The sequence below is a fragment of the Pseudomonas flavescens genome (assembly GCF_013408425.1).
Classification (GTDB): domain Bacteria; phylum Pseudomonadota; class Gammaproteobacteria; order Pseudomonadales; family Pseudomonadaceae; genus Aquipseudomonas; species Aquipseudomonas fulva_A.
Map to the genome: position 1 here is coordinate 4,312,738 of NZ_JACBYV010000001.1, position 23,620 is coordinate 4,336,357.

Consider the following 23,620-nt stretch of genomic DNA (forward strand, 5'->3'; position numbering starts at 1 on the left):
CGCAAGCGCAGTTTAGGCGTTGTAAATGAGCATTTTGACTGGGCTGCAATTCCAGCGGGTTTGTAACCCAGCATGGCGAGCGCCGTAGTTTTCACACAGCCTGCCCGATAGCCCCACGGTGAACCGGTGACGCATGAACCCACGAAAGCACAGAGGCCCTGTCGGGGTCAGGCTTGCAACTCCCGATCCAGCACTTCTTCGATTTCGCTCTTGATCTTGCCGCTCATCACCGAAAGCAGGAGGCCGAGATTGAGGTGCAGGTTAACGCGGTCCTCGCTGACCTCGATCCGTCCGTCGGCGCCACTGCGCTTGAATTCGAGGGTGTCGCCGTTCCACTGGTAACGCACGTCGTATTCGCGCGCCAGGCGCTCGGCGAGCTTTTCGGCCTTGCCCCGGGCGGCCTCTATCCCCAGATTGTGGGGACGGTCGACGGTAATTTTGGCCATCAAGGCTCTCCTGACTGAAATCGCTGGCGGGGGAATATACAAGAAGCACCTGTGACCCACTACCGCGCTTGCAGCCTGGCCCGGGGTTTTAGGTTTAGAATGCCCCCACTCGGCTTTATAGAGCCTCGGATTTCAGGAAAGGGCGACATGAACGATCCGCGCAAGAACGACGGCAGCGAACCCACCACCCACTTCGGCTTCCAGGATGTTCCGGAAAGCAGAAAAGCGGAGAAGGTCGCCGAAGTGTTCCATTCGGTGGCTGCCAAGTACGACCTGATGAACGACCTGCTTTCCGGCGGCATGCACCGTCTGTGGAAGCGCTTCACCATCGAGCTGTCCGGCGTGCGCAGCGGCAACCGCGTACTGGACATCGCTGGCGGCACCGGTGACCTGGCCCGCCAGTTCTCGCGCATCGTCGGCGAGACCGGCGAAGTGGTGCTGGCCGATATCAACGCCTCGATGCTCAAGGTCGGCCGTGACCGCCTGCTCGACCGCGGCGTGTCGGGCAACATCGCATTCGTCCAGGCCGACGCCGAAAAGCTGCCCTTCCCGGACAACCATTTCGACTGCGTGACCATCGCCTTCGGCCTGCGCAACGTCACCCACAAGGACGCCGCCATCGCCTCCATGCTGCGCGTGCTCAAGCCCGGCGGTCGCCTGCTGGTGCTGGAGTTCTCCAAGCCCAAGAGCAGCCTGTTGTCCAAGGTCTACGACACCTACTCGTTCAACTTCATGCCGCTGGTGGGCAAGCTGGTGACCAACGACGCCGAGAGCTATCGCTACCTGGCCGAGTCGATCCGCATGCACCCGGATCAGGACACCCTCAAGGCGATGATGCTCGATGCCGGTTTCGACCGCGTGACCTACCACAACATGACCGGCGGCATCGTCGCCCTACACCGCGGTATCAAGCCCTGATGCTGACCCTGGCCCTGCTCGCCGGCGTCGAGCGCGGTCTCAACCGCGTACTGGCGCTGGACAGCACCGCCCTGCCACGCCTGGCCCGGCTCAATGGCCGGGTGATTGCGGTCGAATCGCGCGCACCGGCATTCCAACTGTTCATCCTCGCCGATGGCGAAGGCCTGCGCCTGGCCAGCCAGTGGGCGGGGCAGATCGACTGCACCCTGCGCGCGCCGGCCAGCGCTCTGCTGCGCCTGGCGCTGGCCAGGGACAAGCAGGCCGTGCTGCACGCGCCGGAGGTCGACCTCGATGGCGACAGCGGCGTGCTGATGGAGCTGGCCGGCGTGCTGCAGGATCTCGAGCTGGACTGGGAATACGAGCTGTCGCGCTGGCTCGGCCCGATCGCCACGCCATTGCTGGCCGGTCACCTGCGCAGCCGCACGGGCTGGACGCGAGACAATCTGCACAGCCTGCAACTGAGCCTGGCCGATTACCTCAGCGAAGAATCGCGCACGCTGGTCGGCCGCCGCGAGGCCGAGGCGCGCTTCGCCGAACTGGATGACCTGAAACTTTCCCTCGACCGTCTCGACGCGCGCATCGAGCGCCTCGCCCAACGCCATAAGCCCATCGCATGAAGCTGCTTGCCGTTCGTCGTCTGTTGCGCATTCTCTACGTGGTCATCCGCTACCGCCTGGATGACCTGCTGTTCGCTCTGCCGCTGCCCTTCTGGCTGCGTGCACCGCGCTTCCTGCTGCCCTGGCGCTGGGTGCCGCGCGGCAAGGCGTCGCTGAGCCGTGGCGAGAGCCTGCGCCTGGCCCTCGAGGAACTGGGGCCGATCTTCATCAAGTTCGGCCAGTTGCTGTCCACTCGCCGTGACCTGCTGCCGCCGGATATCGCCGATGAGCTGACCCACCTGCAGGATCGCGTGCCGCCGTTCGACCCGACCAAGTCCATTGCCCTGATCGAGGAGCAACTGGGCGTGCCGGTCAGCCAGGCGTTCGCCCGCTTCGACACCGAGCCCCTGGCGTCGGCCTCCGTCGCCCAGGTGCACGCGGCACGGCTGAAAAGTGGCGAGGAAGTGGTGGTCAAGGTGGTGCGCCCCGGCCTCAAGCCGATCATCCGCGCCGACATGGCCTGGCTGTTCCTGCTCGCCAAGCTGGCCGAACGCGCCTCCGCCGAAGCCCGCCGCCTGCACCCGGTGGACGTGGTCAGCGACTACGAAAAGACCATCTACGACGAACTCGACCTGCTGCGCGAGGCGGCCAACGCCAGCCAGCTGCGGCGCAACTTCGAGGGCTCGGACCTGCTCTACGTGCCTCAGGTCTACTGGGACTGGTGCCGCCCCAAGGTGCTGGTCATGGAGCGCATCTACGGCATTCAGGTCACCGATCTGGCAACCCTGGCCGACCAGCGCACCGACATGAAACTGCTGGCCGAACGCGGCGTGGAGATCTTCTTCACCCAGGTGTTCACCCACAGTTTCTTCCATGCCGACATGCACCCGGGCAACATCTTCGTCAGCACGCGAACGCCATGGAACCCGCAGTACATCGCCATCGACTGCGGCATCATCGGGAGCCTCACATCCGAGGATCAGGACTACCTGGCGCGCAATCTGGTGGCCTTCTTCAAGCGCGACTACCGCAAGGTAGCGCAGCTGCACATCGATTCCGGCTGGGTGCCCCAGGAGACTCAGGTCAACGATTTCGAAGCGGCGATCCGCACCGTGTGCGAACCGATCTTCGAGCGCCCGCTCAAGGACATCTCCTTCGGCCTGCTGCTGATGCGCCTGTTCCAGACCGCGCGGCGCTTCAACATGGAGATCCAGCCGCAACTGGTGCTGCTGCAGAAGACCCTGCTCAACATCGAAGGCCTGGGCCGCCAGTTGTACCCGGACCTGGATCTGTGGACGACCGCCCAGCCGTTCCTCGAGCGCTGGATGCGCCAGCGCGTCAGCCCGCGCAACCTCTTGCACAACCTGCAGAGCCAGGTCGAGCAGGTGCCGCACCTGGCCAACATGACCCGCAGCCTGCTCGAACGCATGGCCCAGCCCCACGCCAACGATCCGCCACCACCATGGCGTGAACGCGACAGCTGGACCCTGCGCCTGATCGGTGCAGCGCTGATCGGCGGCGGCGTGGTACTGGCCCTGGGCGTCGCCAACCTGAGCGAGCCGAGCCTTGCCTGGCCGGCCTGGCTGATGACCGCAAGCGGTCTGTACCTGATCCTGCGCCGATAGCCAGCCAGCGCCCTGGCTGGCACACTTGGCTCCAGATATGAAGACGGAAAAGCAATGAACGACTGGCTAGATGAAATCAACTGGAACGACGACGGCCTGGTGCCGGCCATCGCCCAGGATCACCTGACCGGGCGCATCCTCATGATGGCCTGGATGAACCGCGAGGCACTGGCCCTGACCGCCAGCGAGCAGCGCGCCATCTACTGGTCACGCTCGCGTGGCAAGCTGTGGCGCAAGGGCGAGGAGTCCGGTCACGTGCAGAAGCTTCATGAACTGCGCCTGGACTGTGATGCCGACGTGATCGTGCTGATGGTCGAGCAGCTCGGCGGCATCGCCTGCCATACCGGGCGCGAAAGTTGCTTCTATCGGGTATTCGAGAATGGCGCGTGGAAGACCGTCGATGCCGTCTTGAAAGATCCGCACACCATATATGCACCGGAACACCGCCATGACTGATACCCTCAAGCGCTTGGCCGAAGTGCTGGAATCGCGCAAGGGCGCGGCGCCAGACAGCTCTTACGTGGCCAGCCTGTACCACAAGGGCCTGAACAAGATTCTGGAGAAGGTCGGCGAAGAGTCGGTGGAAACCATTCTTGCCGCCAAGGACGCTGCCACCAGCGGTGACTGCAGCGACCTGATCTACGAAACCGCCGACCTGTGGTTCCACAGCATGGTCATGCTGGCCGCACTGGATCAGCACCCGCAGGCGGTGCTGGATGAACTGGATCGCCGTTTCGGCCTGTCCGGGCATGCGGAAAAAGCCGCACGAAGCGACAGCGACAGCGACAGCGACAGCGACACTCAATAAAGACTCTGACGAGGACAATGCAGCATGGGCATTTTCGATTGGAAACACTGGGTAGTCATCCTTATCGTCGTCGTGCTGGTGTTCGGCACCAAGAAACTCAAGAACCTCGGCTCCGACGTCGGTGAGACCATCAAGGGTTTCCGCAAGGCGATGAACGAAGACGAGGGCAAGCCGGCCGAACCTCAGGCTCAGCAGCCGCAGCAGCCTTATCAGCAGCAAGCGCCGCTGAACCAGCCGCATACCGTGGAAGGCCAGGCCAGCAAGGTCGAAGAACCGCTGCGCAAGGACTGAGGCCAGAGCATGTTCGGTATCAGTTTCAGCGAGCTGCTGCTGGTCGGGCTGATTGCCCTGCTGGTGCTCGGCCCCGAACGCCTGCCCGGCGCTGCGCGCACCGCAGGCTTGTGGATCGGCCGCATAAAACGCAGCTTCAATGCGATCAAGTCGGAGGTCGAGCGCGAAATCGGCGCTGACGAAATCCGTCGCCAGTTGCATAACGAACATATCCTCGAGCTCGAGCGGGAAATGCAGGCGGTCAAGAACGATATCCTGCCGCCAGCCCCCCAAGCGGCAGTGCCACCGCCCGCGCAGCAATCGGCGCCCGTCGCCGAGTCAGCTCCGGTAGCTCCGGTAGCTCCGGTAGCTCCGGCTGAGCCTGCTCCAGCTTCTGTCACACCGCCAGCCCCGGCGCCCGTCGCCAGCCAGGACAAGACGCCGCAACCATGAGTCGACTCTCCGACAACGACCAGGAAATGCCGCTGGTTTCCCATCTCGCCGAGTTGCGTACGCGCCTGCTGCGCTGCGTCGCGGCGATCTTCCTGATCTTCGCAGGCCTGTTCTACTTCGCACAGAAGATCTACACCCTGGTTTCCGCCCCGCTGCGCCAGTACCTGCCGGAAGGCGCGACGATGATCGCCACCGATGTGGCCTCGCCGTTCCTCACCCCGTTCAAACTGACCATGATCGTCGCGGTGTTCCTGGCCATGCCGGTGATCCTGCATCAGGTCTGGGGCTTCATCGCGCCGGGCCTGTACAAGCACGAGAAGCGCATCGCCATCCCGCTGCTGGTCTCCAGCATCATTCTGTTCTACAGCGGCATGGCCTTCGCCTACTTCCTGGTCTTTCCGATCATCTTCCACTTCTTCGCCAGCGTGACGCCCGAAGGTGTGTCGATGATGACCGACATCGCCAGCTACCTCGACTTCGTGATGACGCTGTTCTTCGCCTTTGGCGTGGCCTTCGAGATACCCGTGGCCGTGGTGCTGCTGATCTGGATCGGCGTGGTCGATGTCGAGTACCTGCGCAAGATTCGTCCCTACGTGATCATCGGCTGCTTCGTGGTCGGCATGATCCTGACGCCACCGGACATCTTCTCGCAGACCCTGCTGGCCGTGCCGATGTGGCTGCTGTTCGAGCTGGGCATCATTGCCGGCAGCCTGATTCGTACGCGTCGCGGCGAGCCCGACGAGGACGAGGAAGCCCCGGCCGATCAGCCGCCCAGCACGCAAGCATGAACCTGCTGCTCCTCGAGGACGGCGACTTCATCGCCGCCGACCGCGTGCGCCTCGATGGACGACGCCTGACCCACCTGCATGAAGTGCACCGCGCCGAAAGCGGCGACACCCTGCGGGTCGGCCGCCTCGGCGGTGAGATGGGCGGCGGCCAGTTGCTGCAGCTGGACGCCAATAGCGCCGAGCTGCAGGTCAGCTTCGACCAGCCACCACCAGCCAAGCTGCCGCTGACCCTGCTGCTCGCCCTGCCGCGACCGAAGATGCTCAAGCGCGTGTTGCAAAGCGTGGCCGCCATGGGCGTGCCACGGCTGATCCTGCTCAACAGCTACCGGGTGGAAAAGAGCTTCTGGCAGACGCCCTTTCTCGAGCCAGCGGCGATTCGCGAGCAGTTGATTCTCGGCCTGGAACAGGCCCGCGATACGGTGCTGCCCGAGGTGATCGTCGAGAAGCGCTTCAAGCCCTTCGTCGAGGATCGCCTGCCGCAACTGGCAGCTGGCACCCTCGGTCTGGTCGGCCACCCCGGCCTCTATCCGGCGTGCCCCCGCGCCGTCGAGCAGCCGGTTACCCTGGCCATCGGCCCCGAGGGCGGCTGGATCCCCTACGAGGTGGACAAACTGGCCGAGGCCGGCCTGCAGCCCGTGCAGCTCGGCGAGCGTATTCTGCGCGTGGAAACGGCGGTCACCGCCCTGCTGGCCAGGTTGTTCTGAGCGAGCCATTAGCAGAAGCGGACATCAGCGCATGATCGGTGGGAACACGCGGGGACGCCTAGTCCATGCCCGTGATTTCGCGGGCATGGCCCGCTCCCACTGGATAGATGCCCGTGACTGATCGGCACTATGCACAGCGAGTAACGCCTTGCTCACCGTACCGATTTGGCGCCAGCATCCTGTCTGCCTATGATGAACACCTCGCGCCCCCCAAGGAGCTGCCATGCGCCGCCTGCTCACCGGCCTCACCGTTATCGTCCTGCTGCTGTTCAACACCCTGATTCTGATCGGGCCGATGCTGCTCATCGCCCTCGGCAAGTTCTTGCTGCCGGGCAAGCCACTGAAGGCTGCCTGCTCACGCCAGGTCATGTGGGTCGCCGAGTTCTGGGCGGAGAACTGCAAACGCATCTTCGCAGCGCTCACTCCGACCCACTGGGATATTCGCGGCGGCGGTGAGCTGCGGCAGGACACCTCCTACCTGATCATCAGCAATCACCAATCCTGGGTCGACATCCCGGCACTGGTGCAGGCGTTCAACCGCAAGACGCCCTACTTCAAGTTCTTCCTCAAGCAGCAGCTGATCTGGGTGCCCTTTCTCGGCTTGGCGTTCTGGGCGCTGGACTATCCATTCATGAAGCGCTATTCGAAGGCCAAGCTGGAGAAGCACCCGCACCTCAAAGGGCAGGATCTGGACATCACCCGTCGTGCCTGCGAGAAATTTCGCGATCTGCCGGTCACGGTCGTCAACTACCTGGAAGGTACGCGCTTCACCCCGGCCAAACAGGCGCAGCAGGGCTCGCCCTACCGCCATCTGCTCAAGCCCAAGGCGGGCGGTGTGGCCTTCGTGCTGGCGGCGTTGGGCGAACAACTGGACGCCATCCTCGACGTCACCATCGTCTACCCGGAAGGCACACCGCCCGGTTTCTGGAAGCTGATCAGCGGCCAGGTACCCCAGGTCATCATGGATATCCGCACACGGCCGCTCGAGCCTGCGCTGTGGCAGGGCGACTACCAGAACGACGACGAATTCCGCCTGTACGTGCAGAACTGGGTCAGTGGCCTGTGGGAAGAGAAGGATGCGCTGATCGCGCAACTGAGGCGGGAAATACGCTGATTGCTGGGCAGTGGAAGCGGCGAGGCTCAGCGAGCCCCGCCGGCATCGATCACGCCGCGCTGAAGGTCTTGTGCGGGTCGATGACGAATTTCTTCGGCACGCCAGCATCGAACTCGCCGTAGCCACGGGGGGCGTCTTCCAGGCTGATGACCTGCACGCCAACCACTTCGGCGATGTTGATGCGGTCCCACATGATGGCCTGCATCAGAGCACGGTTGTACTTCATCACTGGGGTCTGCCCGGTGTGGAAGCTGTGCGACTTGGCCCAGCCGAGGCCGAAGCGGATGCTCAGGCTGCCGATCTTCGCCGCCGCATCCACCGCGCCCGGGTCCTCGGTGACGTAGAGGCCGGGAATACCGATCTTGCCGGCCACCCGAACCACGCCCATCAACGAGTTGAGTACCGTGGCCGGTGCTTCGTGCTGGGCACCGGCATGGCCGTGGCCACGGGCCTCGAAGCCCACCGCGTCGACGGCGCAATCCACTTCCGGCTCACCGAGCAGGTCGGCGATCTGTTCGTGCAGCGGCGTGTCCTTGGACAGGTCGGCGATCTCGAAGCCCTGGGCCTTGGCGTGGGCCAGGCGCACCGGGTTGACGTCGCCGACGATCACCACCGCGGCGCCAAGCAGCCGTGCCGAAGCCGCTGCGGCAAGGCCGACCGGGCCGGCACCGGCGATATACACGGTGCTGCCCGGCCCCACGCCTGCGGTGACCGCGCCGTGATAACCGGTGGGCAGAATGTCGGACAGGCAGGTCAGGTCGCGGATTTTCTCCATCGCCTTGTCGCGATCAGGCAGTTTCAACAGGTTGAAGTCGGCGTAGGGCACCAGCACGTATTCGGCCTGGCCACCGGTCCAGTCGCCCATGTCGACGTAGCCATAGGCGCCACCGGCACGCGCCGGGTTGACGGTCAGGCACACGCCGGTGTGCTGTTCCTTGCAGGAGCGGCAGCGGCCACAGGCGACGTTGAAGGGCACGGACACCAGATCACCGATCTTCAGGTTCTCGACATCGCTGCCCTTTTCGATCACCTCACCAGTGATCTCGTGGCCCAGTACCAGGCCGACCTGGGCGGTGGTGCGACCGCGCACCATGTGCTGGTCGGAGCCGCAGATATTGGTGGAAACCACCTTGAGGATGACCCCGTGCTCGATCTTGCGACCACGCGGATCCTGCATCTTCGGATAATCGATCTTCTGAACTTCGACCTTGCCCGTGCCGAGATAGACGACACCGCGATTACCAGACATATGAATCTCCTTCTTGTTGTGGATACAAGGCACGCAGGCCCTGCAATGGAGTATTGAAGCGTCTGTCTCGGCACCCGCCGGTAAGGGCAGGACGGCTACCGAGTGGTCGCGCCGACTGGTGGCGCAAACGGTCTAGGCAGACTAGCGAGCGCTTGGCGCTGCCATGGGGACAAAACCGACAGCGAGCGTTCTGTGCGCGGCACCCGCGCCAGTCAGAGCACGACGGTGCGGTTGGCGTTGAGGAACACGCGCCGCTCGAGGAAGTAGCCCACGGCCCGGGCCAGCGTCAGGCACTCGATATCCCGGCCTTTTGCCACCAGATCCTCGGGGTAGTGCGCATGATCGACGCTTTCCACCCCCTGGGTGATGATCGGCCCTTCGTCGAGGTCATTGTTGATGAAGTGAGCCGTGGCGCCGACCAGCTTCACCCCCTTCTGATAGGCCTGGTGATAGGGTTTCGCGCCCTTGAAGCCGGGCAGCAGCGAGTGGTGGATGTTGATCGCCCGGCCGTCGAGCCTGCGGCACAGCTCGGCGGACAGCACCTGCATGTAGCGAGCGAGCACCACCAGTTCGGCGCCGGTGTCCTCGACCACCTGCAGCACCCTGCGTTCCTGCGCCGGCTTGTCGTTGGGGTCGAGGGCGAAGTGGTGATACGGGATGCCGTGCCAATCGGCCAGGGGCTTGAGGTCCGGGTGGTTGGAGACGATCGCGGTGATGTCCATCGGCAACTGGCCGGTGCGCTGACGGTAGAGCAGATCGTTGAGGCAATGATCGGCCTTGGAGACCATGATCACCACCTTGGCGCGATAGCCTGGCGGCGTCAGCTCGGTGCGCATCTCGAAGGGCGCGGTGCGCTCATCGAGGCCGGCGAGAAACGCCGCCTCGTCGAAATCGGCCTGGACGCGGAATTCGACGCGGATGAAGAAGCGGCTGGCCAGCCGGTCATCGAAGCTGTGGTGCTCGGTGACATAGCAGCCCTGCTCGAACAGGTAGCGGGTCACCACATCCACGGTGCCCAGCAGGCTCGGGCAGTGAGCGGTGAGAATCCAGGTGTCGGGGGTGCGGCTCATGAAAGCGATTCCTTGTGGTGATCGCTCCCATGCGCCGGCCGGCAGTGCACGACGGGGAGCGTCATTGGCTGCGCTAGTGCGCGGCCTTTGGGAGTGGTGAAGCTAAAGCAGGAGCGACGGTCAGCATTTATTCTGTGGGAGCGGGCCATGCCCGCGATTTTTCGCGGGCATGGCCCGCTCCCACAGTGGGTTACAGCAAAGAGACCTCAGGCCTCCACGGCCAGCCCGTACTCGGCGCTGGCATCCTGCAGCCACAGCCAGAAGTAGTCGGAGAAGCTGCGGCGGATCAGCAGTTCCCAGGTCTCCTCGCCAGTGCGGCGAATCACCAGTTGGGACTTGGCGAACACCGTGCCGACCGCCTTGCCCACCGGAAAGTTTTTCGGGTGAACGTCGTAGCTGCTGGACTTCATCAGCAGCTCGCGCACCTTGGGCCCACGCAGCTCCAGCAGGGTTTGCCCACCGCTGACGTTGACCACCGAAATATGCTGACCATCCAGGGTCTCGCGCAGCGTGCGCTCGACCTCGAACTCGCTGCCGCCAGGCACGATCAGCAGCCATTCATCCGGGCCCAGCCACTGCAGCGAGGTATCGCCGTTGGCTACCAGGGTCAGTGCGCCCGGCAGCTCCAGGCCGAGGGCCTTGTGTACACCACCGGCAAAATTGGCATCGTCGGCGTCGCCACGCAGGACCAGATGGCCGAGCAGGCTCTTCTCGCGCAGGCTGACGCCAGCGCCCTGGCGGCCCTTGCCGGCCAATTCGTGCAACCCGGCATGGTGCAGGGACGACTGCCCGGCGATGTCGGCAGGGCGTTGCTGATAAAGATTGGCGTTAGACATTCTGGCGATCCCCTTTCGGGTCATAGAACACGGAGCTGACGATTTCGGCCTCGATCACGCTGCCATCGACCAGCGGCGCGAAGACCCGCTCGCCGATGCGCTTGAGGCCGCCCCTGACCAGGGCCATGGCGAAGGAATGGCCCATCGCGGCGCTCATGTAGCTGGAGGTGACGTGGCCAACCATGGTCATCGGAATCTGCTGCTTGGGGTCGAACACCAGTTGCGCGCCTTCTGGCAGCACCTTGTTCGGATCCACCGGCTTGAGGCCGACCAGTTGCTTGCGGTCTTCCTTGAGGGTGTCTTCGCGATTCATGCCGCGCCAGCCGATCCAGGAGAACGGCTTGGTACGCCCGACGCACCAGCCCATGTTCAGGTCGTCCGGGGTGACCGAGCCATCGGTATCCTGGCCGACGATGATGAAGCCCTTCTCGGCACGCAGCACGTGCATGGTCTCGGTGCCGTATGGAGTCAGGCCGTGCTTCTGGCCGGCGGCGATGATCTTCTCCCACACCCCCAGGGCATAGTTGGCCTGGACGTTGACTTCGTAGCTCAGCTCACCGGTGAAGGAGATCCGGAATACGCGCGCCGGCACGCCGCCGACGTTGCCTTCCTTCCAGGTCATGAACGGGAAGGCGTCCTTGTCCAGGTCGATATCGGTGACTTCGGCCAGCAGCTTGCGGCTGCTGGGGCCGGACAGGGTCATGGTCGCCCAGTGGTCAGTGACCGAGGTGAAGTACACCTTCAGCTCCGGCCATTCGGTCTGATGATAGATCTCCAGCCATTCCATCACGCGGGCAGCGCCGCCAGTGGTGGTGGTCATGACGAAATGGTTGTCGGCCAGGCAGGCCGTCACGCCGTCGTCGAAGACCATGCCGTCTTCCTTGCACATCAGGCCGTAGCGGGCCTTGCCCACGTCCAGCTTGGTCCAGGCGTTGGTGTACACGCGGTTGAGGAACTCGCGCGCATCCGGGCCCTGAATGTCGATCTTGCCCAGGGTCGAGGCGTCGAGAATGCCCACCGCGTTACGCACGGCCAGGCACTCGCGGGCCACGGCGGCGTGCAGGTCTTCACCTTTTTTCGGGAAGTACCAGGGGCGCTTCCACTGGCCGACGTCCTCGAACTCGGCGCCGTTTTCCAGGTGCCATTTCTGCATGGCGGTGTAGCGCTTGGGCTCGAACAGATCGCCACAATGACGGCCGGCGATGGCGCCGAAGGTCACCGGGGTGTAGTTCGGGCGGAACATGGTGGTGCCCATCTCACTGACGCTGATGCCCAGCGAACGGGCGGCGATGGCCAGGCCGTTGATGTTGCCCAGCTTGCCCTGGTCGGTACCGAAGCCCAGCGCGGTGTAGCGTTTGACGTGCTCGACCGACTCGAAGCCCTCCCGCGTGGCCAGCTCGATACCGGCGGCGGTGACGTCGTTCTGCTGATCGACGAACTGCTTCGGTGCACGCGCGGTGTTCTTGTCGTGCGGCACCTGGAACAGCGCAATCGACGCTTCCTCGATGCGCTTCTCGGCCTTCGGCAGCGTGCCGCTCACCGGCTGGAAGCCCACCTCGGCGGCCGCCTTGGCACCGGCTTCGAAACCATCGGCGAGGCTGTCGCCCATGCCGAACACACCGTTCACGGCACCGGCGCAATGACGTTTCTGGAAACCGTCACCCGGCACGAAAGCGAGGATGTCTTCACGCCAGACCGGACGACCGCCAAGGTGCGACGCCAGGTGCACCACCGGGCTGTAGCCGCCGGAGCTGACGATCAGGTCGCAGTCGAGGGTCTCGCCCGGGCTGGTGACCTTGTGCCTGGCAGCGTCGATGGCGCAGATGCGCGCACCGGTGACACGCTTGCTGCCACGCGCCTCGACCACAGCGCTGCCGGTGAGCACGCGCACGCCACGTCGGCGCGCTTCCTCGACCCAGCTGCCGCGCGGGTTGCTGCGCGCGTCCGCCACGGCCACCACCTGGCGACCGGCGTCGAGCCAGTCCAGCACCACGCGGTAGGCGTAATCGTTGTTGGTCGACAGCACCAGCTTCTGCCCGGGCGCCACGCCATAACGGCGCACGTAGGTCGACACGGCATCGGCCAGCATGTTGCCGGGCACGTCGTTGTTGGCATACACCAGCGGGCGCTCGTGGGCGCCGGTGGCCAGCACCACGCGGCCAGCACGCACACGGTGCAGGCGCTGGCGCGGTTGGCCGATTGGCGCGACTTCGCCGAGGTGGTCGGTGAGGCGCTGGTGAATGGTGAGGAAGTTGTGGTCGTGGTAACCGTTGACCGTGGCACGCGCCAACAGGGTCACTTCCGGCATGGCCTGCAGCTCGGCGATGGCCTTGGCGGCCCACTCGGCAGCCGGCTTGTCGTCGAGCATCTCGCGGGTAGAGAGCAGGCTGCCACCGAGCTCTTCCTGTTCATCGGCGAGAATGACCCGGGCGCCACTGCGGCCGGCGGCCAGGGCTGCAGCCAGCCCGGCAGGGCCGGCACCGACCACCAGCACGTCGCAGTGCTGGTTCAGGTAGTCGTAGATATCCGGGTCGTTCTCTTTTGGCGCGCGGCCGAGGCCTGCAGCCTTGCGGATGTACTTCTCGTACGTCAGCCAGAGGTTCTGCGGGTACATGAAGGTCTTGTAGTAGAAACCGGGCGGCATCATGCCGCCGCCGACCTTGCCGAGAATCCCCATCAGGTCGGTGTTGACGCTCGGCCAGCCATTGGTGCTGGTGGCCGTCAGGTTCGCGTACAGCGCCTGCTGAGTTGCCCGCACGTTGGGGATCTGCGCCGCTTCGGCGGAACCGATCTGCAGCACGGCATTGGGCTCTTCGGCGCCGGCGGCAACGATGCCGCGCGGGCGCGAGTACTTGAAGCTGCGGCCGATCACGTCGACGCCGTTGGCCAGCAACGCGGCGGCCAGGGTGTCGCCGGCATAACCCTGATAGGTCTGGCCGTTGAAGCTGAAGGTCAGCGGCTGGCTGCGATCGATGCGGCCACCCTGGGAAAGACGATTGACCTGGCTCATGCCGTTACTCCTTGGTCGACGGCCTTCTTCTCGGCGAGCGAAGCCTCAGTGACGCTGGGGCGCTCGCCAATCTTGTAGGTTTCGAGAATCTCGTAGCTCACCGTGTGGCGGGTGACGTTGAAGTACTGACGGCAGCCTGCTGCGTGAATCCACAGCTCGTGGTGGATGCCACGCGGGTTGTCGCGGAAGAACAGGTACTCGCCCCACTGCGCATCGGTGCAGGCATTCGGATCCAGCGGGCGGGGAATGTGCGCCTGGCCGCCAGCGTGGAATTCTTCTTCGGAACGCAGTTCGCCACAGTGAGGGCAGAAGATGTGCAGCATGTTCGGTACCTCCAGAAAACCATCGTCCCTCTCTCAGCGAGAGAGGGCGCCAAAATCAGTGCGCCACACCGGCTGCGCCGTGCTCGTCGATCAGCGCACCGTTGTGGAAGCGCTCGATGGAGAAGGCCTTGGCCAGCGGATGCATCTCGCCCTTGGCCAGGCTGGCCGCGAACACGTTGCCCGAGCCTGGCGTGGCCTTGAAGCCACCGGTGCCCCAGCCGCAGTTGAAGAACAGGTTCTTCACCGGGGTCTTGGCGATGATCGGGCAGGCGTCCGGCGTGGTGTCGACGATGCCGCCCCACTGACGGTTCATGCGCACCCGCGAGAGCACCGGGAACATCTCGACGATGGCCTGCAGGGTGTGTTCGATGGTCGGATAGGAACCGCGCTGGCCGTAGCCGTTGTAGCCGTCAATCCCGGCGCCGATGACCAAGTCGCCCTTGTCCGACTGGCTGATGTAACCGTGCACGGCGTTGGACATGATCACCGTGTCGATGATGGGTTTGATCGGCTCGGAGACCAGCGCCTGCAGCGGGTGCGATTCCAGCGGCAGGCGGAAGCCGGCGAGCTTGGCCAGGTGACCGGAGTTACCGGCGGCGACCACGCCGACGCGCTTGGCGCCGATGAAGCCCTTGCTGGTTTCCACGCCGATCACCGCGCCGTCCTGCTTGCGAAAGCCAATGACTTCGGTCTGCTGGATCAGGTCGACGCCCAGGGCGTCGGCGGCGCGGGCGAAACCCCAGGCCACGGCGTCGTGACGGGCGACGCCACCGCGGCGCTGCAACGAGGCACCGAGGACCGGGTAACGGGTGTTCTTCGAGCAATCGAGGTAGGGAATCATCTCCGCCACCTGCTTGGCATCGACCACCTCGCCATCGATCCCATTGAGGCGGTTGGCGCTGACGCGGCGCTCGATGTCACGCATGTCCTGCAAGGTGTGGCCGAGATTGAACACACCGCGCTGGGAAAACATGACGTTGTAGTTCAGGTCTTGCGATAGACCTTCCCACAACTTCATCGCGTGCTCGTAGAGGTGCGCGGACTCGTCCCACAAATAGTTGGAACGCACGATGGTGGTGTTACGTGCGGTGTTGCCACCGCCCAGCCAGCCCTTCTCGACCACGGCGACGTTCTTCACGCCGAACTCCTTGGCCAGGTAGTAGGCTGTGGCCAGGCCATGCCCGCCACCGCCGACGATGATCACGTCATACACCGGTTTGGGAGTCGGATTGCGCCACATGCGTTGCCAGTTTTCGTGGTGACTGAAGGAATGCTTGAACAGGCCGAAGCCGGAATAGCGCTGCATGGGAGACTCCTGAATTCTGGGTGTTGCCGTCTGGCTGGCGGCCCGTAGGGTGGATCACGCTTTACCGATCCACCGATGCGCGGTGGAAGGAAACAGCGCCTCCCACCCTACGAATTAGCGATACACCGGGTAGTCGGCACACAGCCCGGCAGCCAGGCCGGCTACCTGAGCCTCGACATCGGCATCGCCGAGATGCTCGAGGATGTCGGCGATCCAGCCTGCCAGTTCACGGCACTGGGCTTCCTTGAAACCACGGGTGGTGACCGCTGGCGTACCGATACGCAGGCCGGAGGTCACGAACGGTGACTGCGGATCGTTGGGCACGGCGTTCTTGTTCACCGTGATGCCAGCGCGCCCGAGGGCTGCGTCGGCATCCTTGCCGGTGATGCCCTGCTTGATCAGCGAGAGCAGGAACAGGTGGTTGTCGGTACCACCGGACACCACATCGAAACCGCGCTCGATGAACACCTCGGCCATGGCCTGGGCGTTCTTGATGACCTGCGCCTGGTAATCCTTGAAGCCAGGCTCCAGCGCCTCCTTGAAGCACACCGCCTTGCCGGCGATCACATGCATCAACGGGCCGCCCTGGGCACCGGGGAATACCGCAGCGTTGAGTTTCTTCTCGATCTCTTCGTTGGCCTTGGCGAGGATCAGGCCGCCACGGGGCCCGCGCAGGGTCTTGTGGGTGGTGGTGGTGACCACGTCCGCAAGGGGAATCGGGTTCGGATACAGACCAGCCGCAACGAGACCGGCAACGTGGGCCATGTCGACGAACAGGTAGGCGCCGACCTTGTCGGCGATGGCACGAAAACGCGGGAAATCCAGGGTCTTGGAGTAAGCGGAGAAGCCGGCAACCACCATCTTCGGCTTGTGCTCGATGGCCAGGCGCTCGACTTCGTCGTAGTCGATCAGCCCGGTGTCGGTATCGATACCGTACTGCACGGCGTTGTACAGCTTGCCGGACGAGCTGACCTTGGCCCCGTGGGTCAGGTGGCCGCCATGGGCCAGGCTCATGCCGAGAATGGTGTCGCCGGGCTGCAACAGCGCCAGGTACACAGCAGAGTTGGCGGAAGAACCGGAGTGCGGCTGCACGTTGGCGTAATCGGCGCCGAACAGCTGCTTGGCGCGCTCGATGGCCAGCGCCTCGACCTTGTCCACGTGCTCGCAACCGCCGTAGTAGCGCTTGCCCGGATAGCCTTCGGCGTACTTGTTGGTCAGCCCGCTGCCCTGCGCCTCCATCACCCGCTTGCTGGTGTAGTTTTCCGAGGCGATCAGTTCGATGTGATGTTCCTGACGACGCTCCTCGGCATTCATCGCGCTGAGCAGTGCGTCATCGTAGCCCTGGATCTGATCTTGCTTGCTGAACATCACGTATCTCCCCGAGGCGCCTGAAGGCGCCGCATCTGGCTCGGTTGCTCGATATGAGTCTTGTTGCAGCGATGGTATGACTCGCCCTCGAGAACCAGATGCCTATGCACGCCACGGGAGATTGCGTTTGCGACATGACCGAGTGTCGCAATTGCACATGCCGCACACTCAGATGAAGCGCAGTGCGACCAGCGCGAGAAAGTGCCCGGGATAGAACAGATAGGCCCAGCGTCGTACCGGTGGTACCGGGAATGGCGGACGGATGCGCAACAGCAGCAGACCGACCAGCGGGGCGAACAGGCAGATGGCGAGCACGCTCCAGGCGAACGGGTCGCCCCGGGCGGCGTCGCGATAGAAAGGCGCCCAGTAGTTGGCCGCCAGGCAGCAGACCATCGGCAGCAGCCAGGCGCCATAAGGCTTGCGCAGCGCCAGCAGGAACGCCGCCGGCAATACCGCGCCGAAAGCGCCGAACATCAGCCACTCATGGCCGAACACGGCGATCAACAGCGCCGCCCCACCCAGCCAGCAGGCCTGGGGCTGCGGGCGCTGCACCGCATTGGCGATCAGCAGGCCGAGCACCAGGGTCGGCAGCACGTTGAGCGATTCCGCCGAGGGCACCAGCAGCCGGTAGGGCCACTCCGATAGCAGCGAGAACAGCAGCAACCAGCCGAGATAACTCAGCGATACGGCGCCGGAATCACCCACTCTCGGTCGCGCAACGTTGGCAGCAATGGCCAGACAGAACAATGGAAAGGCCAGACGACCAGGTACGTAGAGGAAATACAGGGAGGGCCAGACATGGCGAAGGTGATCGATCAGCATGGTCAGCAGCGCCAGCCATTTGATCAGATCGAGGGCCGCGTCACGGCCGAAAGGCATTGGCTGAGCAAGTGATGCTGGAGGCATGTGCACGCGTCACGCTGGGATATGAGGCTGCACGGTAGAGGCTCTGGCTGCCTCGACGCAAATCAGAAGGCGGCGCAGGGCTAAACCCTGCGCCGCCGGTTCGAGGCTTACTGCAGTTTGGTGTTGCAGCTGCTCGAGGCCGTGACCAAGCGCTGCTGCAGCGCGGCATCCGGCGGCACCTGCTTGCTCATTTCGGCCATTTCGGCCTCACTGAACTCCTCGCTGACCTTGGTCGCAGCGCAGTCGCAGAACGCCGTCAGCTTCTCTTGCGAGTGGCCGGACTGGGCGCCTTTCACGCACTCCTGCACGAAGGTCGACTTGGCTTCGGGGGACCAGGGTTCGGCTGCCACGGCCGGCAAGGCGAAGGCGAGCGGTGCGAAAAGTGCGATCAGATGACGGTAGCTCATGGTGGGCTCCTGTAGCTTGGAATCGGCGAGTCCTTGATTACGACTCTCTGCTTTGTGAGCCCACAGACTGCCGTGAGTTCAGAATGATTGCCCTCGACGAGCCCTGAACAATATGTCGCGCCAGCGAGTTCTAAGGCTGGCCAAGGCGGGCTAAAGTAGCGGCATACGCCCGGTTGGGGCGAAGCAGACAAGGATTTTCCAATGCCCGACAACTCCCAGCAATTCGCCAGCGACAACTACTCGGGCATCTGCCCCGAGGCCTGGGAAGCCATGGCAGAAGCCAATCAGGGCCACCAGCGCGCCTATGGCGACGACGAATGGACGGCCCGCGCCGCCGACCACTTCCGCAGCCTGTTCGAAACCGACTGCGACGTGTTCTTCGCCTTCAACGGCACCGCCGCCAACTCCCTGGCGCTCTCCGCGCTGTGCCAGAGCTACCACAGCGTGATCTGCTCGGAGACCGCCCACGTCGAGACCGACGAGTGCGGCGCGCCGGAATTCTTCTCCAACGGCTCCAAGCTGCTTACCGCCCATACCGAGCAGGGCAAACTGACGCCCGCGTCGATCCGCGAGATCGCGCTAAAGCGCAAGGACATCCACTACCCCAAACCCCGCGTGGTGACCCTCACCCAGGCCACCGAAGTCGGCACCGTTTACAGCCCCGAAGAAATCCGCGCGATCAGCCAGACCTGCGAGGAACTCGGCCTGCACCTGCACATGGACGGCGCGCGCTTCTCCAATGCTTGCGCCTTCCTCGGCTGCAGCCCGGCGGACCTGACCTGGAAAGCCGGTGTCGACGTGCTCTGCTTCGGCGGCACCAAGAACGGCATGGCAGTCGGCGAAGCGATCCTGTTCTTCAACCGCGAGCTGGCCGAAGACTTCGACTACCGCTGCAAACAGGCCGGGCAACTCGCCTCGAAGATGCGCTACCTGTCAGCACCCTGGGTCGGCATCCTGCAGAACGATGCCTGGCTGCGTTATGCCAAGCACGCCAACCACTGTGCACAACTGCTCGCCAGTCTGGTGGAAGACGTGCCCGGCGTGAGCCTGATGTTCCCGGTGCAGGCCAACGGCGTGTTCCTGCAGATGTCCGAACCGGCCCTCGCCGCCCTGACCGCCCGCGGCTGGCGCTTCTACACCTTCATCGGTGCCGGTGGCGCACGCTTCATGTGTTCCTGGGACACCGAACAAGCCCGCGTCCGTCAACTGGCCGCGGATATCCGCGAAGTGATGGCCGGCTGAGCGTCGGCTTGATACGCAAGGTGGATCGAGGCGCTCGCCTCATCCACCCACCCTCCTCGCAAAGCCTCCAACACATCTCAGGCACTCTGTGGATAAAAGCCACGGCCTGTCGCTGCGCGGGAATCAGCACGGCTGCGCTGTAGTTTGCGGGCGACAGCATACTCGGCGGCGTAACGTCTGCTGAAAGCAGCCATTTCAGGCAACTGGGGATAAACATCGACACCATCCCCAGATCACGTGGACGATGGTGTGGATAAGCTGTCGGCAACAGGCTACACGCCAGGCAGCTCGGCGCCTCTGGCGATTCGTACAAAAAACGTTCTATTTCAATGAGTTGCCCTGCGGGTTACGCACATTCACTGTGCAGCAACCCTTTCACAAGCTGTGCATATGTAGCTGCAGCTCGCATACCACGGCGCCTACAGAGAGCTGATCTTTTTTTGATCAGCCCACTTGACGATCGATTCATCCACAGCACTTTTGCAGCGTTGCCGGCACATTGTGGACAGCCGTCCCCACAATCCGTGGATGATGACGGGGATAAACTGTAGGTAAACCGCTACACACCCCGCTACCAGAGGGCTGCAGCGATTCGGTTGAAAAACGTTCGATTTCAACAGGTTGGAAAGTTATCTACACACAGAAGCTGTGCGCTTACCTGTGCATAAGGTGTTCAGACCGGGCTGCACGCCACCGAATACGGCGCCCTCAGCGCAATGATCATTTTCTGAACAGGGGCCCGAGCCAGGGCGACGGCGCTGCCGATGACGCCCGATAAAGAGCGGGGCTGTGTACAGATGACTGATCCAGCGACCCGCTTTCCCCCAAAGTCCGTGGATCAAGCTGTGAATAACCTGTCGCCACTCGCCTACAGGCCAGTATCCACGCTGCTTGCAGGCCAGCGATCAAAAAACGAACGATTTCATGAGGTTGACGTATCCACCAAGGCCGCCGCCAACCTGAGCAGGGCTGCAAGTTATTCATAATAGTTGTGCATACACTTGTGGATAACCTGTCCAGCGATGGCCAGGCGTCAACGCCTGCGAAGCCTGTCGGTAATTGGCGCATTTTCGATCGCCTCCCGCGTCGCCACGCCAGGTGAGGCCTGGCAGTTGACACCGCCAGGTGATCTGCAGAAGCAGGGCAGCGATCAACCAGCAAGCTTGCGCACAATTACTGTGTGCCCGGCTGTGGATAAGCTGTTCGACACCGCCTGCAGCCCAGGCGCTGCGTGGCCCAGGCAAAGCTGTCTACTTTATGACCAATGACTGGAGCGGTCAGTAATCGATGCTCACGTCGTTACGTGGCACGCTGCAGCAGGACAGGATGTATCCCTCGGCCACGTCCTCGTCGGTGATCCCGCCGTTGTGCTCCATATCCACATCGCCGGCCGTCTTCAGTACCTTGCAGGTTCCGCAAATCCCCATCCCGCATGCCTTGGGGATATGCAGCCCGAGCTTCGCCGCCGCCGCGTGCACCGTCTCGCCAGGGCCGACCTGAATGCTCTTGCCGGTGCTGGTGAATGCCACCTGATTGAGATCGGCAGCCGGCACGTCCGGCGCATCGGCAGCCTGCTCGGCCAGTTCCTTGACCTCCTCGCGCACGTCTGCCGGTACCGGGCCGAAGGCCTCCTCGTGGTAGCGGCTCATATCGAAGCCCTTGGCCTCGAGCAGCCGCTTGACCGCCGCCATGTAGGGCGTAGGCCCGCAGCAGAAGATCTCCCGCTGCAGATAGTCCGGCGCCATCAGCTGCAACATGGGCTCGTTGAGGTAGCCGCGATAGCCCGACCAGGCTTCGCCCAGACCATGCTTCTCGCAGATCACGTGCAGATTGAAGTTGTTGATCCGCGCCGCCATGTGCTCCAGCTCACGGTGGTAGATGATGTCCTTGGGCGAGCGCGCGCTGTGCACGAAGACCATGTCGACGTTGGCATTGGTGTCGTAGAACCAGCGGGCCATCGACATCACCGGGGTGATGCCCACCCCGCCACTGAGAAACAGCACCTTGTCCGCCGGAAAATCGATGGCATTGAACAGCCCGACCGGACCATGCACCGCCAGCTCCTGGCCTTCGGACAGGTTGTCGTGCAACCAGTTGGACACCTTGCCGCCCGGTACCCGCTTGATGGTGATGGAGAAGCTGTAGGGCACCGAGGGTGAGCTGGAGATGGTGTAGGAGCGCATCACCGGCCGGCCTTCGATCTCCAGCTCCAGGGTGACGAACTGACCCGGCTTGAAGAAGAACAGCACCGGCTGGTCGGCCATGAAGCAGAAGGTGCGCACATCCCATGTTTCCTGGATGACCTTGACGCAGCGCACCACGTGGCGGCCATTGCTCCAGGTCTGGGTAGTGACGGGATAGAGGAATTCGTTCGACATGGTCGTTTCTCTCGCGCACGCAGGCCGCTCACCGGCCCTGTCTCTGCCGCGATTGTGCGCAACGCACCTGTCGTTCATTTACCTGCCAGCGACATCGGCATGCTAACGGCGACCTGCCCCGTAGACACTGGCCTACCGAGTCGGGAAATGATTCGGGCATGTCGCCCATGGATAAGGTTCACGCCGCGCCCGGCTCCACACTCGCCCCCAGCCGAACAGGATAAGAGCGCCAGCCGCAGCCCCCTCTGAAAAGCGCCAATCGGCAGGCGCCCAGGGGTGCGATGCGCCACCTTGCGTACCACCGCAATAGCCACTTTCACGGCCAGCGCAGCGCGCTCGCCACGAGGAGTTCTCCGATGACCGTCACCTCCACACTGAGCCTTGGCGACCCGCTGGAACCGGCACGCGCCGCAGCCGCCGACATGCTGCAGAACCGCGAGCGCACCTTTTCCCTGCCACAGCCGTTCTATAACGACGAACGCATGTTCCAGCTCGACATGCAGGAGATCTTCCACAAGGAATGGCTGATCGCCGGCATGACCTGCGAGATCCCCACCAAGGGTAATTACCTGACGCTGCAGATCGGCAACAACCCGATCATCGTCATCCGCGGTGCCGAGGGCAGCGTGCATGCTTTCCACAACGTCTGCAGGCATCGCGGCTCGCGCCTGTGCACCAGCGACAAGGGCAAGGTGGCCAAGCTGGTCTGCCCCTACCATCAGTGGACCTACGAGCTGGATGGCCGCCTGCTGTTCGCCGGCACCGAAATGGGCGCCGACTTCGACCTCAAGGACTACAACCTCAAGCCGGTGAGCTGCAAGACCGCTGGCGGCTACATCTTCATCTCCCTGGCCGAGAACCCACCGGCCATCGACGAATTCCTCGCCACCCTGTCGCACTACATGGAACCGTACGACATGGAGAACGCCAAGGTGGCGGTGCAGACCAACCTGTACGAGAAGGCCAACTGGAAACTGGTGCTGGAAAACAACCGCGAGTGCTACCACTGCAACGGTTCGCACCCGGAGCTGCTCAACACCCTGCTGGAATGGGACGACACCAACGACCCGCGTGCCAGCCAGGCCTTCAAGGATCACGTTGCCGAGTCCGCGGCCAAGTGGGAAGCCGAGAAGATCCCTTACCTGCACGCGGGTTTCGGCCTGCGTAACCGCATCGTGCGCATGCCCCTGCTCAAAGGCACCGTGTCCATGACCATGGACGGCAAGCAGGGCAGCCAGAAGCTGATGGGCCGCATCCAGAACCCCGACCTGGGCTCGATGCGCATCCTCCACCTGCCGCACTCGTGGAACCACTGCATGGGCGATCACATGATCGTCTTCACCGTGTGGCCGATCAGTGCCCAGGAGACCATGGTCACCACCAAATGGCTGGTGCACAAGGATGCCGTCGAAGGCGTCGACTACGACGTAGCCCGCCTGCGCCAGGTATGGGATGCCACCAACGACCAGGATCGCCGCCTGGCCGAAGAGAACCAGCGCGGCATCAACTCCACCGCCTACCAGCCCGGCCCCTACTCGAAGACCTACGAGTTCGGCGTGGTCAATTTCATCGACTGGTACAGCGGCCGCATGCTCAACAACCTGGGCGCCGCGCCTGCGCCCTACCTGCGCGACGTCAAGGCGCAGTAAAAACAAGGGCTGCAAGAAGGCGAAAGCGGACCTTCGATTTGGTGGGCTAAAGCCCACCCTACAGCCGCGCATCTAACAGTAGGGTGGGCTTCAGCCCACCAATTGGTGCCCGACTACGAACGGCGGCTTTCGCCTTTAACCTACCAATGCTCCG

At 63.6% G+C, this 23,620-nt stretch carries 23 protein-coding genes; 12 read left to right on the forward strand and 11 right to left on the reverse strand.

Annotated features, from left to right (window positions below; genetic code table 11):
* Positions 1-167: 167 nt before the first annotated feature.
* On the reverse strand, positions 168-446 hold the full coding sequence (locus FHR27_RS19350; protein WP_179539314.1) for a polyhydroxyalkanoic acid system family protein: 279 nt from the start codon (positions 444-446) through the stop codon (positions 168-170).
* 147 nt (positions 447-593) lie between these two features.
* Between FHR27_RS19350 and ubiE the strand changes: the two genes are divergently transcribed.
* The 10 genes from ubiE to FHR27_RS19400 all read left to right on the forward strand — a co-directional run bounded on the left by ubiE (position 594) and on the right by FHR27_RS19400 (position 7,722).
* The gene (gene ubiE / locus FHR27_RS19355) at positions 594-1,364 is read left to right on the forward strand and encodes a bifunctional demethylmenaquinone methyltransferase/2-methoxy-6-polyprenyl-1,4-benzoquinol methylase UbiE (protein ID WP_042553878.1); all 771 of its coding nucleotides are present in this window, start codon (positions 594-596) and stop codon (positions 1,362-1,364) included.
* Positions 1,364-1,981, forward strand: coding sequence for a ubiquinone biosynthesis accessory factor UbiJ (locus FHR27_RS19360; RefSeq protein ID WP_042553877.1), 618 nt, complete (start codon positions 1,364-1,366; stop codon positions 1,979-1,981). Before ubiE ends, FHR27_RS19360 begins: the two co-directional genes overlap by 1 nt.
* Positions 1,978-3,585: a ubiquinone biosynthesis regulatory protein kinase UbiB gene (gene ubiB, locus FHR27_RS19365; protein WP_179539315.1), complete on the forward strand. Its 1,608-nt coding sequence runs from the start codon at positions 1,978-1,980 to the stop codon at positions 3,583-3,585. The genes FHR27_RS19360 and ubiB overlap by 4 nt, the downstream gene beginning before the upstream one ends.
* A gap of 54 nt (positions 3,586-3,639) precedes the next feature.
* Complete coding sequence (gene hisI, locus FHR27_RS19370) at positions 3,640-4,041, forward strand: phosphoribosyl-AMP cyclohydrolase (protein ID WP_042553875.1); 402 nt, start codon at positions 3,640-3,642, stop codon at positions 4,039-4,041.
* The gene (locus FHR27_RS19375; protein WP_179539316.1) at positions 4,034-4,393 is read left to right on the forward strand and encodes a phosphoribosyl-ATP diphosphatase; all 360 of its coding nucleotides are present in this window, start codon (positions 4,034-4,036) and stop codon (positions 4,391-4,393) included. The genes hisI and FHR27_RS19375 overlap by 8 nt, the downstream gene beginning before the upstream one ends.
* Positions 4,394-4,417: 24 nt before the next feature.
* The gene (locus tag FHR27_RS19380) at positions 4,418-4,684 is read left to right on the forward strand and encodes a twin-arginine translocase TatA/TatE family subunit (RefSeq protein ID WP_042553873.1); all 267 of its coding nucleotides are present in this window, start codon (positions 4,418-4,420) and stop codon (positions 4,682-4,684) included.
* A gap of 9 nt (positions 4,685-4,693) precedes the next feature.
* Positions 4,694-5,116 carry a Sec-independent protein translocase protein TatB gene (gene tatB / locus FHR27_RS19385; RefSeq protein WP_179539317.1) on the forward strand — a complete coding sequence of 141 codons (423 nt, stop codon included), beginning with the start codon at positions 4,694-4,696 and terminating at the stop codon, positions 5,114-5,116.
* On the forward strand, positions 5,113-5,904 hold the full coding sequence (tatC, locus tag FHR27_RS19390) for a twin-arginine translocase subunit TatC (protein WP_042553871.1): 792 nt from the start codon (positions 5,113-5,115) through the stop codon (positions 5,902-5,904). The genes tatB and tatC overlap by 4 nt, the downstream gene beginning before the upstream one ends.
* A complete protein-coding gene (locus FHR27_RS19395; RefSeq protein WP_179539318.1) occupies positions 5,901-6,608 on the forward strand; it encodes a 16S rRNA (uracil(1498)-N(3))-methyltransferase in 708 nt (235 codons plus the stop codon). The genes tatC and FHR27_RS19395 overlap by 4 nt, the downstream gene beginning before the upstream one ends.
* A 223-nt stretch (positions 6,609-6,831) precedes the next feature.
* On the forward strand, positions 6,832-7,722 hold the full coding sequence (locus FHR27_RS19400; RefSeq protein WP_179539319.1) for an acyltransferase: 891 nt from the start codon (positions 6,832-6,834) through the stop codon (positions 7,720-7,722).
* 49 nt (positions 7,723-7,771) lie between these two features.
* Here the strand turns inward: FHR27_RS19400 and fdhA are convergent, their stop codons facing one another.
* The 9 genes from fdhA to FHR27_RS19445 form a co-directional block, all read right to left on the reverse strand.
* A complete protein-coding gene (gene fdhA, locus FHR27_RS19405) occupies positions 7,772-8,971 on the reverse strand; it encodes a formaldehyde dehydrogenase, glutathione-independent (protein WP_042553868.1) in 1,200 nt (399 codons plus the stop codon).
* Positions 8,972-9,183: 212 nt separating this feature from the next.
* On the reverse strand, positions 9,184-10,041 hold the full coding sequence (gene purU, locus FHR27_RS19410) for a formyltetrahydrofolate deformylase (protein ID WP_042553867.1): 858 nt from the start codon (positions 10,039-10,041) through the stop codon (positions 9,184-9,186).
* Between the two features lie 206 nt (positions 10,042-10,247).
* Entirely contained in the window at positions 10,248-10,877 is a 630-nt protein-coding gene (locus tag FHR27_RS19415; protein WP_042553866.1) for a sarcosine oxidase subunit gamma, read from the reverse strand.
* A complete protein-coding gene (locus FHR27_RS19420) occupies positions 10,870-13,887 on the reverse strand; it encodes a sarcosine oxidase subunit alpha (RefSeq protein ID WP_179539320.1) in 3,018 nt (1,005 codons plus the stop codon). The genes FHR27_RS19415 and FHR27_RS19420 overlap by 8 nt, the downstream gene beginning before the upstream one ends.
* Entirely contained in the window at positions 13,884-14,210 is a 327-nt protein-coding gene (locus FHR27_RS19425) for a sarcosine oxidase subunit delta (RefSeq protein ID WP_042553864.1), read from the reverse strand. Before FHR27_RS19425 ends, FHR27_RS19420 begins: the two co-directional genes overlap by 4 nt.
* Before the next feature lie 55 nt (positions 14,211-14,265).
* Positions 14,266-15,516: a sarcosine oxidase subunit beta family protein gene (locus FHR27_RS19430; protein WP_042553863.1), complete on the reverse strand. Its 1,251-nt coding sequence runs from the start codon at positions 15,514-15,516 to the stop codon at positions 14,266-14,268.
* A 114-nt stretch (positions 15,517-15,630) separates the two neighbouring features.
* Complete coding sequence (gene glyA, locus FHR27_RS19435; RefSeq protein ID WP_042553862.1) at positions 15,631-16,884, reverse strand: serine hydroxymethyltransferase; 1,254 nt, start codon at positions 16,882-16,884, stop codon at positions 15,631-15,633.
* Between the two features lie 168 nt (positions 16,885-17,052).
* On the reverse strand, positions 17,053-17,763 hold the full coding sequence (locus FHR27_RS19440; RefSeq protein WP_179539321.1) for a TraX family protein: 711 nt from the start codon (positions 17,761-17,763) through the stop codon (positions 17,053-17,055).
* A gap of 134 nt (positions 17,764-17,897) precedes the next feature.
* The gene (locus FHR27_RS19445) at positions 17,898-18,197 is read right to left on the reverse strand and encodes a hypothetical protein (protein ID WP_042553860.1); all 300 of its coding nucleotides are present in this window, start codon (positions 18,195-18,197) and stop codon (positions 17,898-17,900) included.
* A 201-nt stretch (positions 18,198-18,398) separates the two neighbouring features.
* Here FHR27_RS19445 and FHR27_RS19450 point away from each other — a divergent pair, with 201 nt between their 5' ends.
* Positions 18,399-19,439 (forward strand): threonine aldolase family protein, encoded by a 1,041-nt coding sequence (locus FHR27_RS19450; protein ID WP_179539322.1) that lies wholly within the window; start codon positions 18,399-18,401, stop codon positions 19,437-19,439.
* Positions 19,440-20,716: 1,277 nt separating this feature from the next.
* Here FHR27_RS19450 and gbcB read toward each other — a convergent pair.
* A complete protein-coding gene (gene gbcB / locus FHR27_RS19455; RefSeq protein ID WP_042553858.1) occupies positions 20,717-21,817 on the reverse strand; it encodes a glycine-betaine demethylase subunit GbcB in 1,101 nt (366 codons plus the stop codon).
* A 356-nt stretch (positions 21,818-22,173) separates the two neighbouring features.
* Between gbcB and gbcA the strand changes: the two genes are divergently transcribed.
* Positions 22,174-23,466 carry a glycine-betaine demethylase subunit GbcA gene (gbcA, locus tag FHR27_RS19460; protein ID WP_179539323.1) on the forward strand — a complete coding sequence of 431 codons (1,293 nt, stop codon included), beginning with the start codon at positions 22,174-22,176 and terminating at the stop codon, positions 23,464-23,466.
* The last annotated feature ends 154 nt before the right edge of the window (positions 23,467-23,620 follow it).

Coding starts and splice junctions, on each gene's coding strand:
- gbcA (WP_179539323.1), top strand. CDS start 22,174: ATGACCGTCACCTCCACACTGAGCCTTGGCGACCCGCTGGAACCGGCA.
- ubiE (WP_042553878.1), top strand. CDS start 594: ATGAACGATCCGCGCAAGAACGACGGCAGCGAACCCACCACCCACTTC.
- fdhA (WP_042553868.1), bottom strand. CDS start 8,971: ATGTCTGGTAATCGCGGTGTCGTCTATCTCGGCACGGGCAAGGTCGAA.
- FHR27_RS19400 (WP_179539319.1), top strand. CDS start 6,832: ATGCGCCGCCTGCTCACCGGCCTCACCGTTATCGTCCTGCTGCTGTTC.
- hisI (WP_042553875.1), top strand. CDS start 3,640: ATGAACGACTGGCTAGATGAAATCAACTGGAACGACGACGGCCTGGTG.
- FHR27_RS19360 (WP_042553877.1), top strand. CDS start 1,364: ATGCTGACCCTGGCCCTGCTCGCCGGCGTCGAGCGCGGTCTCAACCGC.
- tatC (WP_042553871.1), top strand. CDS start 5,113: ATGAGTCGACTCTCCGACAACGACCAGGAAATGCCGCTGGTTTCCCAT.
- FHR27_RS19350 (WP_179539314.1), bottom strand. CDS start 446: ATGGCCAAAATTACCGTCGACCGTCCCCACAATCTGGGGATAGAGGCC.
- FHR27_RS19375 (WP_179539316.1), top strand. CDS start 4,034: ATGACTGATACCCTCAAGCGCTTGGCCGAAGTGCTGGAATCGCGCAAG.
- tatB (WP_179539317.1), top strand. CDS start 4,694: ATGTTCGGTATCAGTTTCAGCGAGCTGCTGCTGGTCGGGCTGATTGCC.
- FHR27_RS19430 (WP_042553863.1), bottom strand. CDS start 15,516: ATGCAGCGCTATTCCGGCTTCGGCCTGTTCAAGCATTCCTTCAGTCAC.
- FHR27_RS19395 (WP_179539318.1), top strand. CDS start 5,901: ATGAACCTGCTGCTCCTCGAGGACGGCGACTTCATCGCCGCCGACCGC.
- gbcB (WP_042553858.1), bottom strand. CDS start 21,817: ATGTCGAACGAATTCCTCTATCCCGTCACTACCCAGACCTGGAGCAAT.
- FHR27_RS19415 (WP_042553866.1), bottom strand. CDS start 10,877: ATGTCTAACGCCAATCTTTATCAGCAACGCCCTGCCGACATCGCCGGG.
- FHR27_RS19420 (WP_179539320.1), bottom strand. CDS start 13,887: ATGAGCCAGGTCAATCGTCTTTCCCAGGGTGGCCGCATCGATCGCAGC.
- FHR27_RS19440 (WP_179539321.1), bottom strand. CDS start 17,763: ATGCCTTTCGGCCGTGACGCGGCCCTCGATCTGATCAAATGGCTGGCG.
- FHR27_RS19425 (WP_042553864.1), bottom strand. CDS start 14,210: ATGCTGCACATCTTCTGCCCTCACTGTGGCGAACTGCGTTCCGAAGAA.
- glyA (WP_042553862.1), bottom strand. CDS start 16,884: ATGTTCAGCAAGCAAGATCAGATCCAGGGCTACGATGACGCACTGCTC.
- purU (WP_042553867.1), bottom strand. CDS start 10,041: ATGAGCCGCACCCCCGACACCTGGATTCTCACCGCTCACTGCCCGAGC.
- FHR27_RS19445 (WP_042553860.1), bottom strand. CDS start 18,197: ATGAGCTACCGTCATCTGATCGCACTTTTCGCACCGCTCGCCTTCGCC.
- FHR27_RS19450 (WP_179539322.1), top strand. CDS start 18,399: ATGCCCGACAACTCCCAGCAATTCGCCAGCGACAACTACTCGGGCATC.
- ubiB (WP_179539315.1), top strand. CDS start 1,978: ATGAAGCTGCTTGCCGTTCGTCGTCTGTTGCGCATTCTCTACGTGGTC.
- FHR27_RS19380 (WP_042553873.1), top strand. CDS start 4,418: ATGGGCATTTTCGATTGGAAACACTGGGTAGTCATCCTTATCGTCGTC.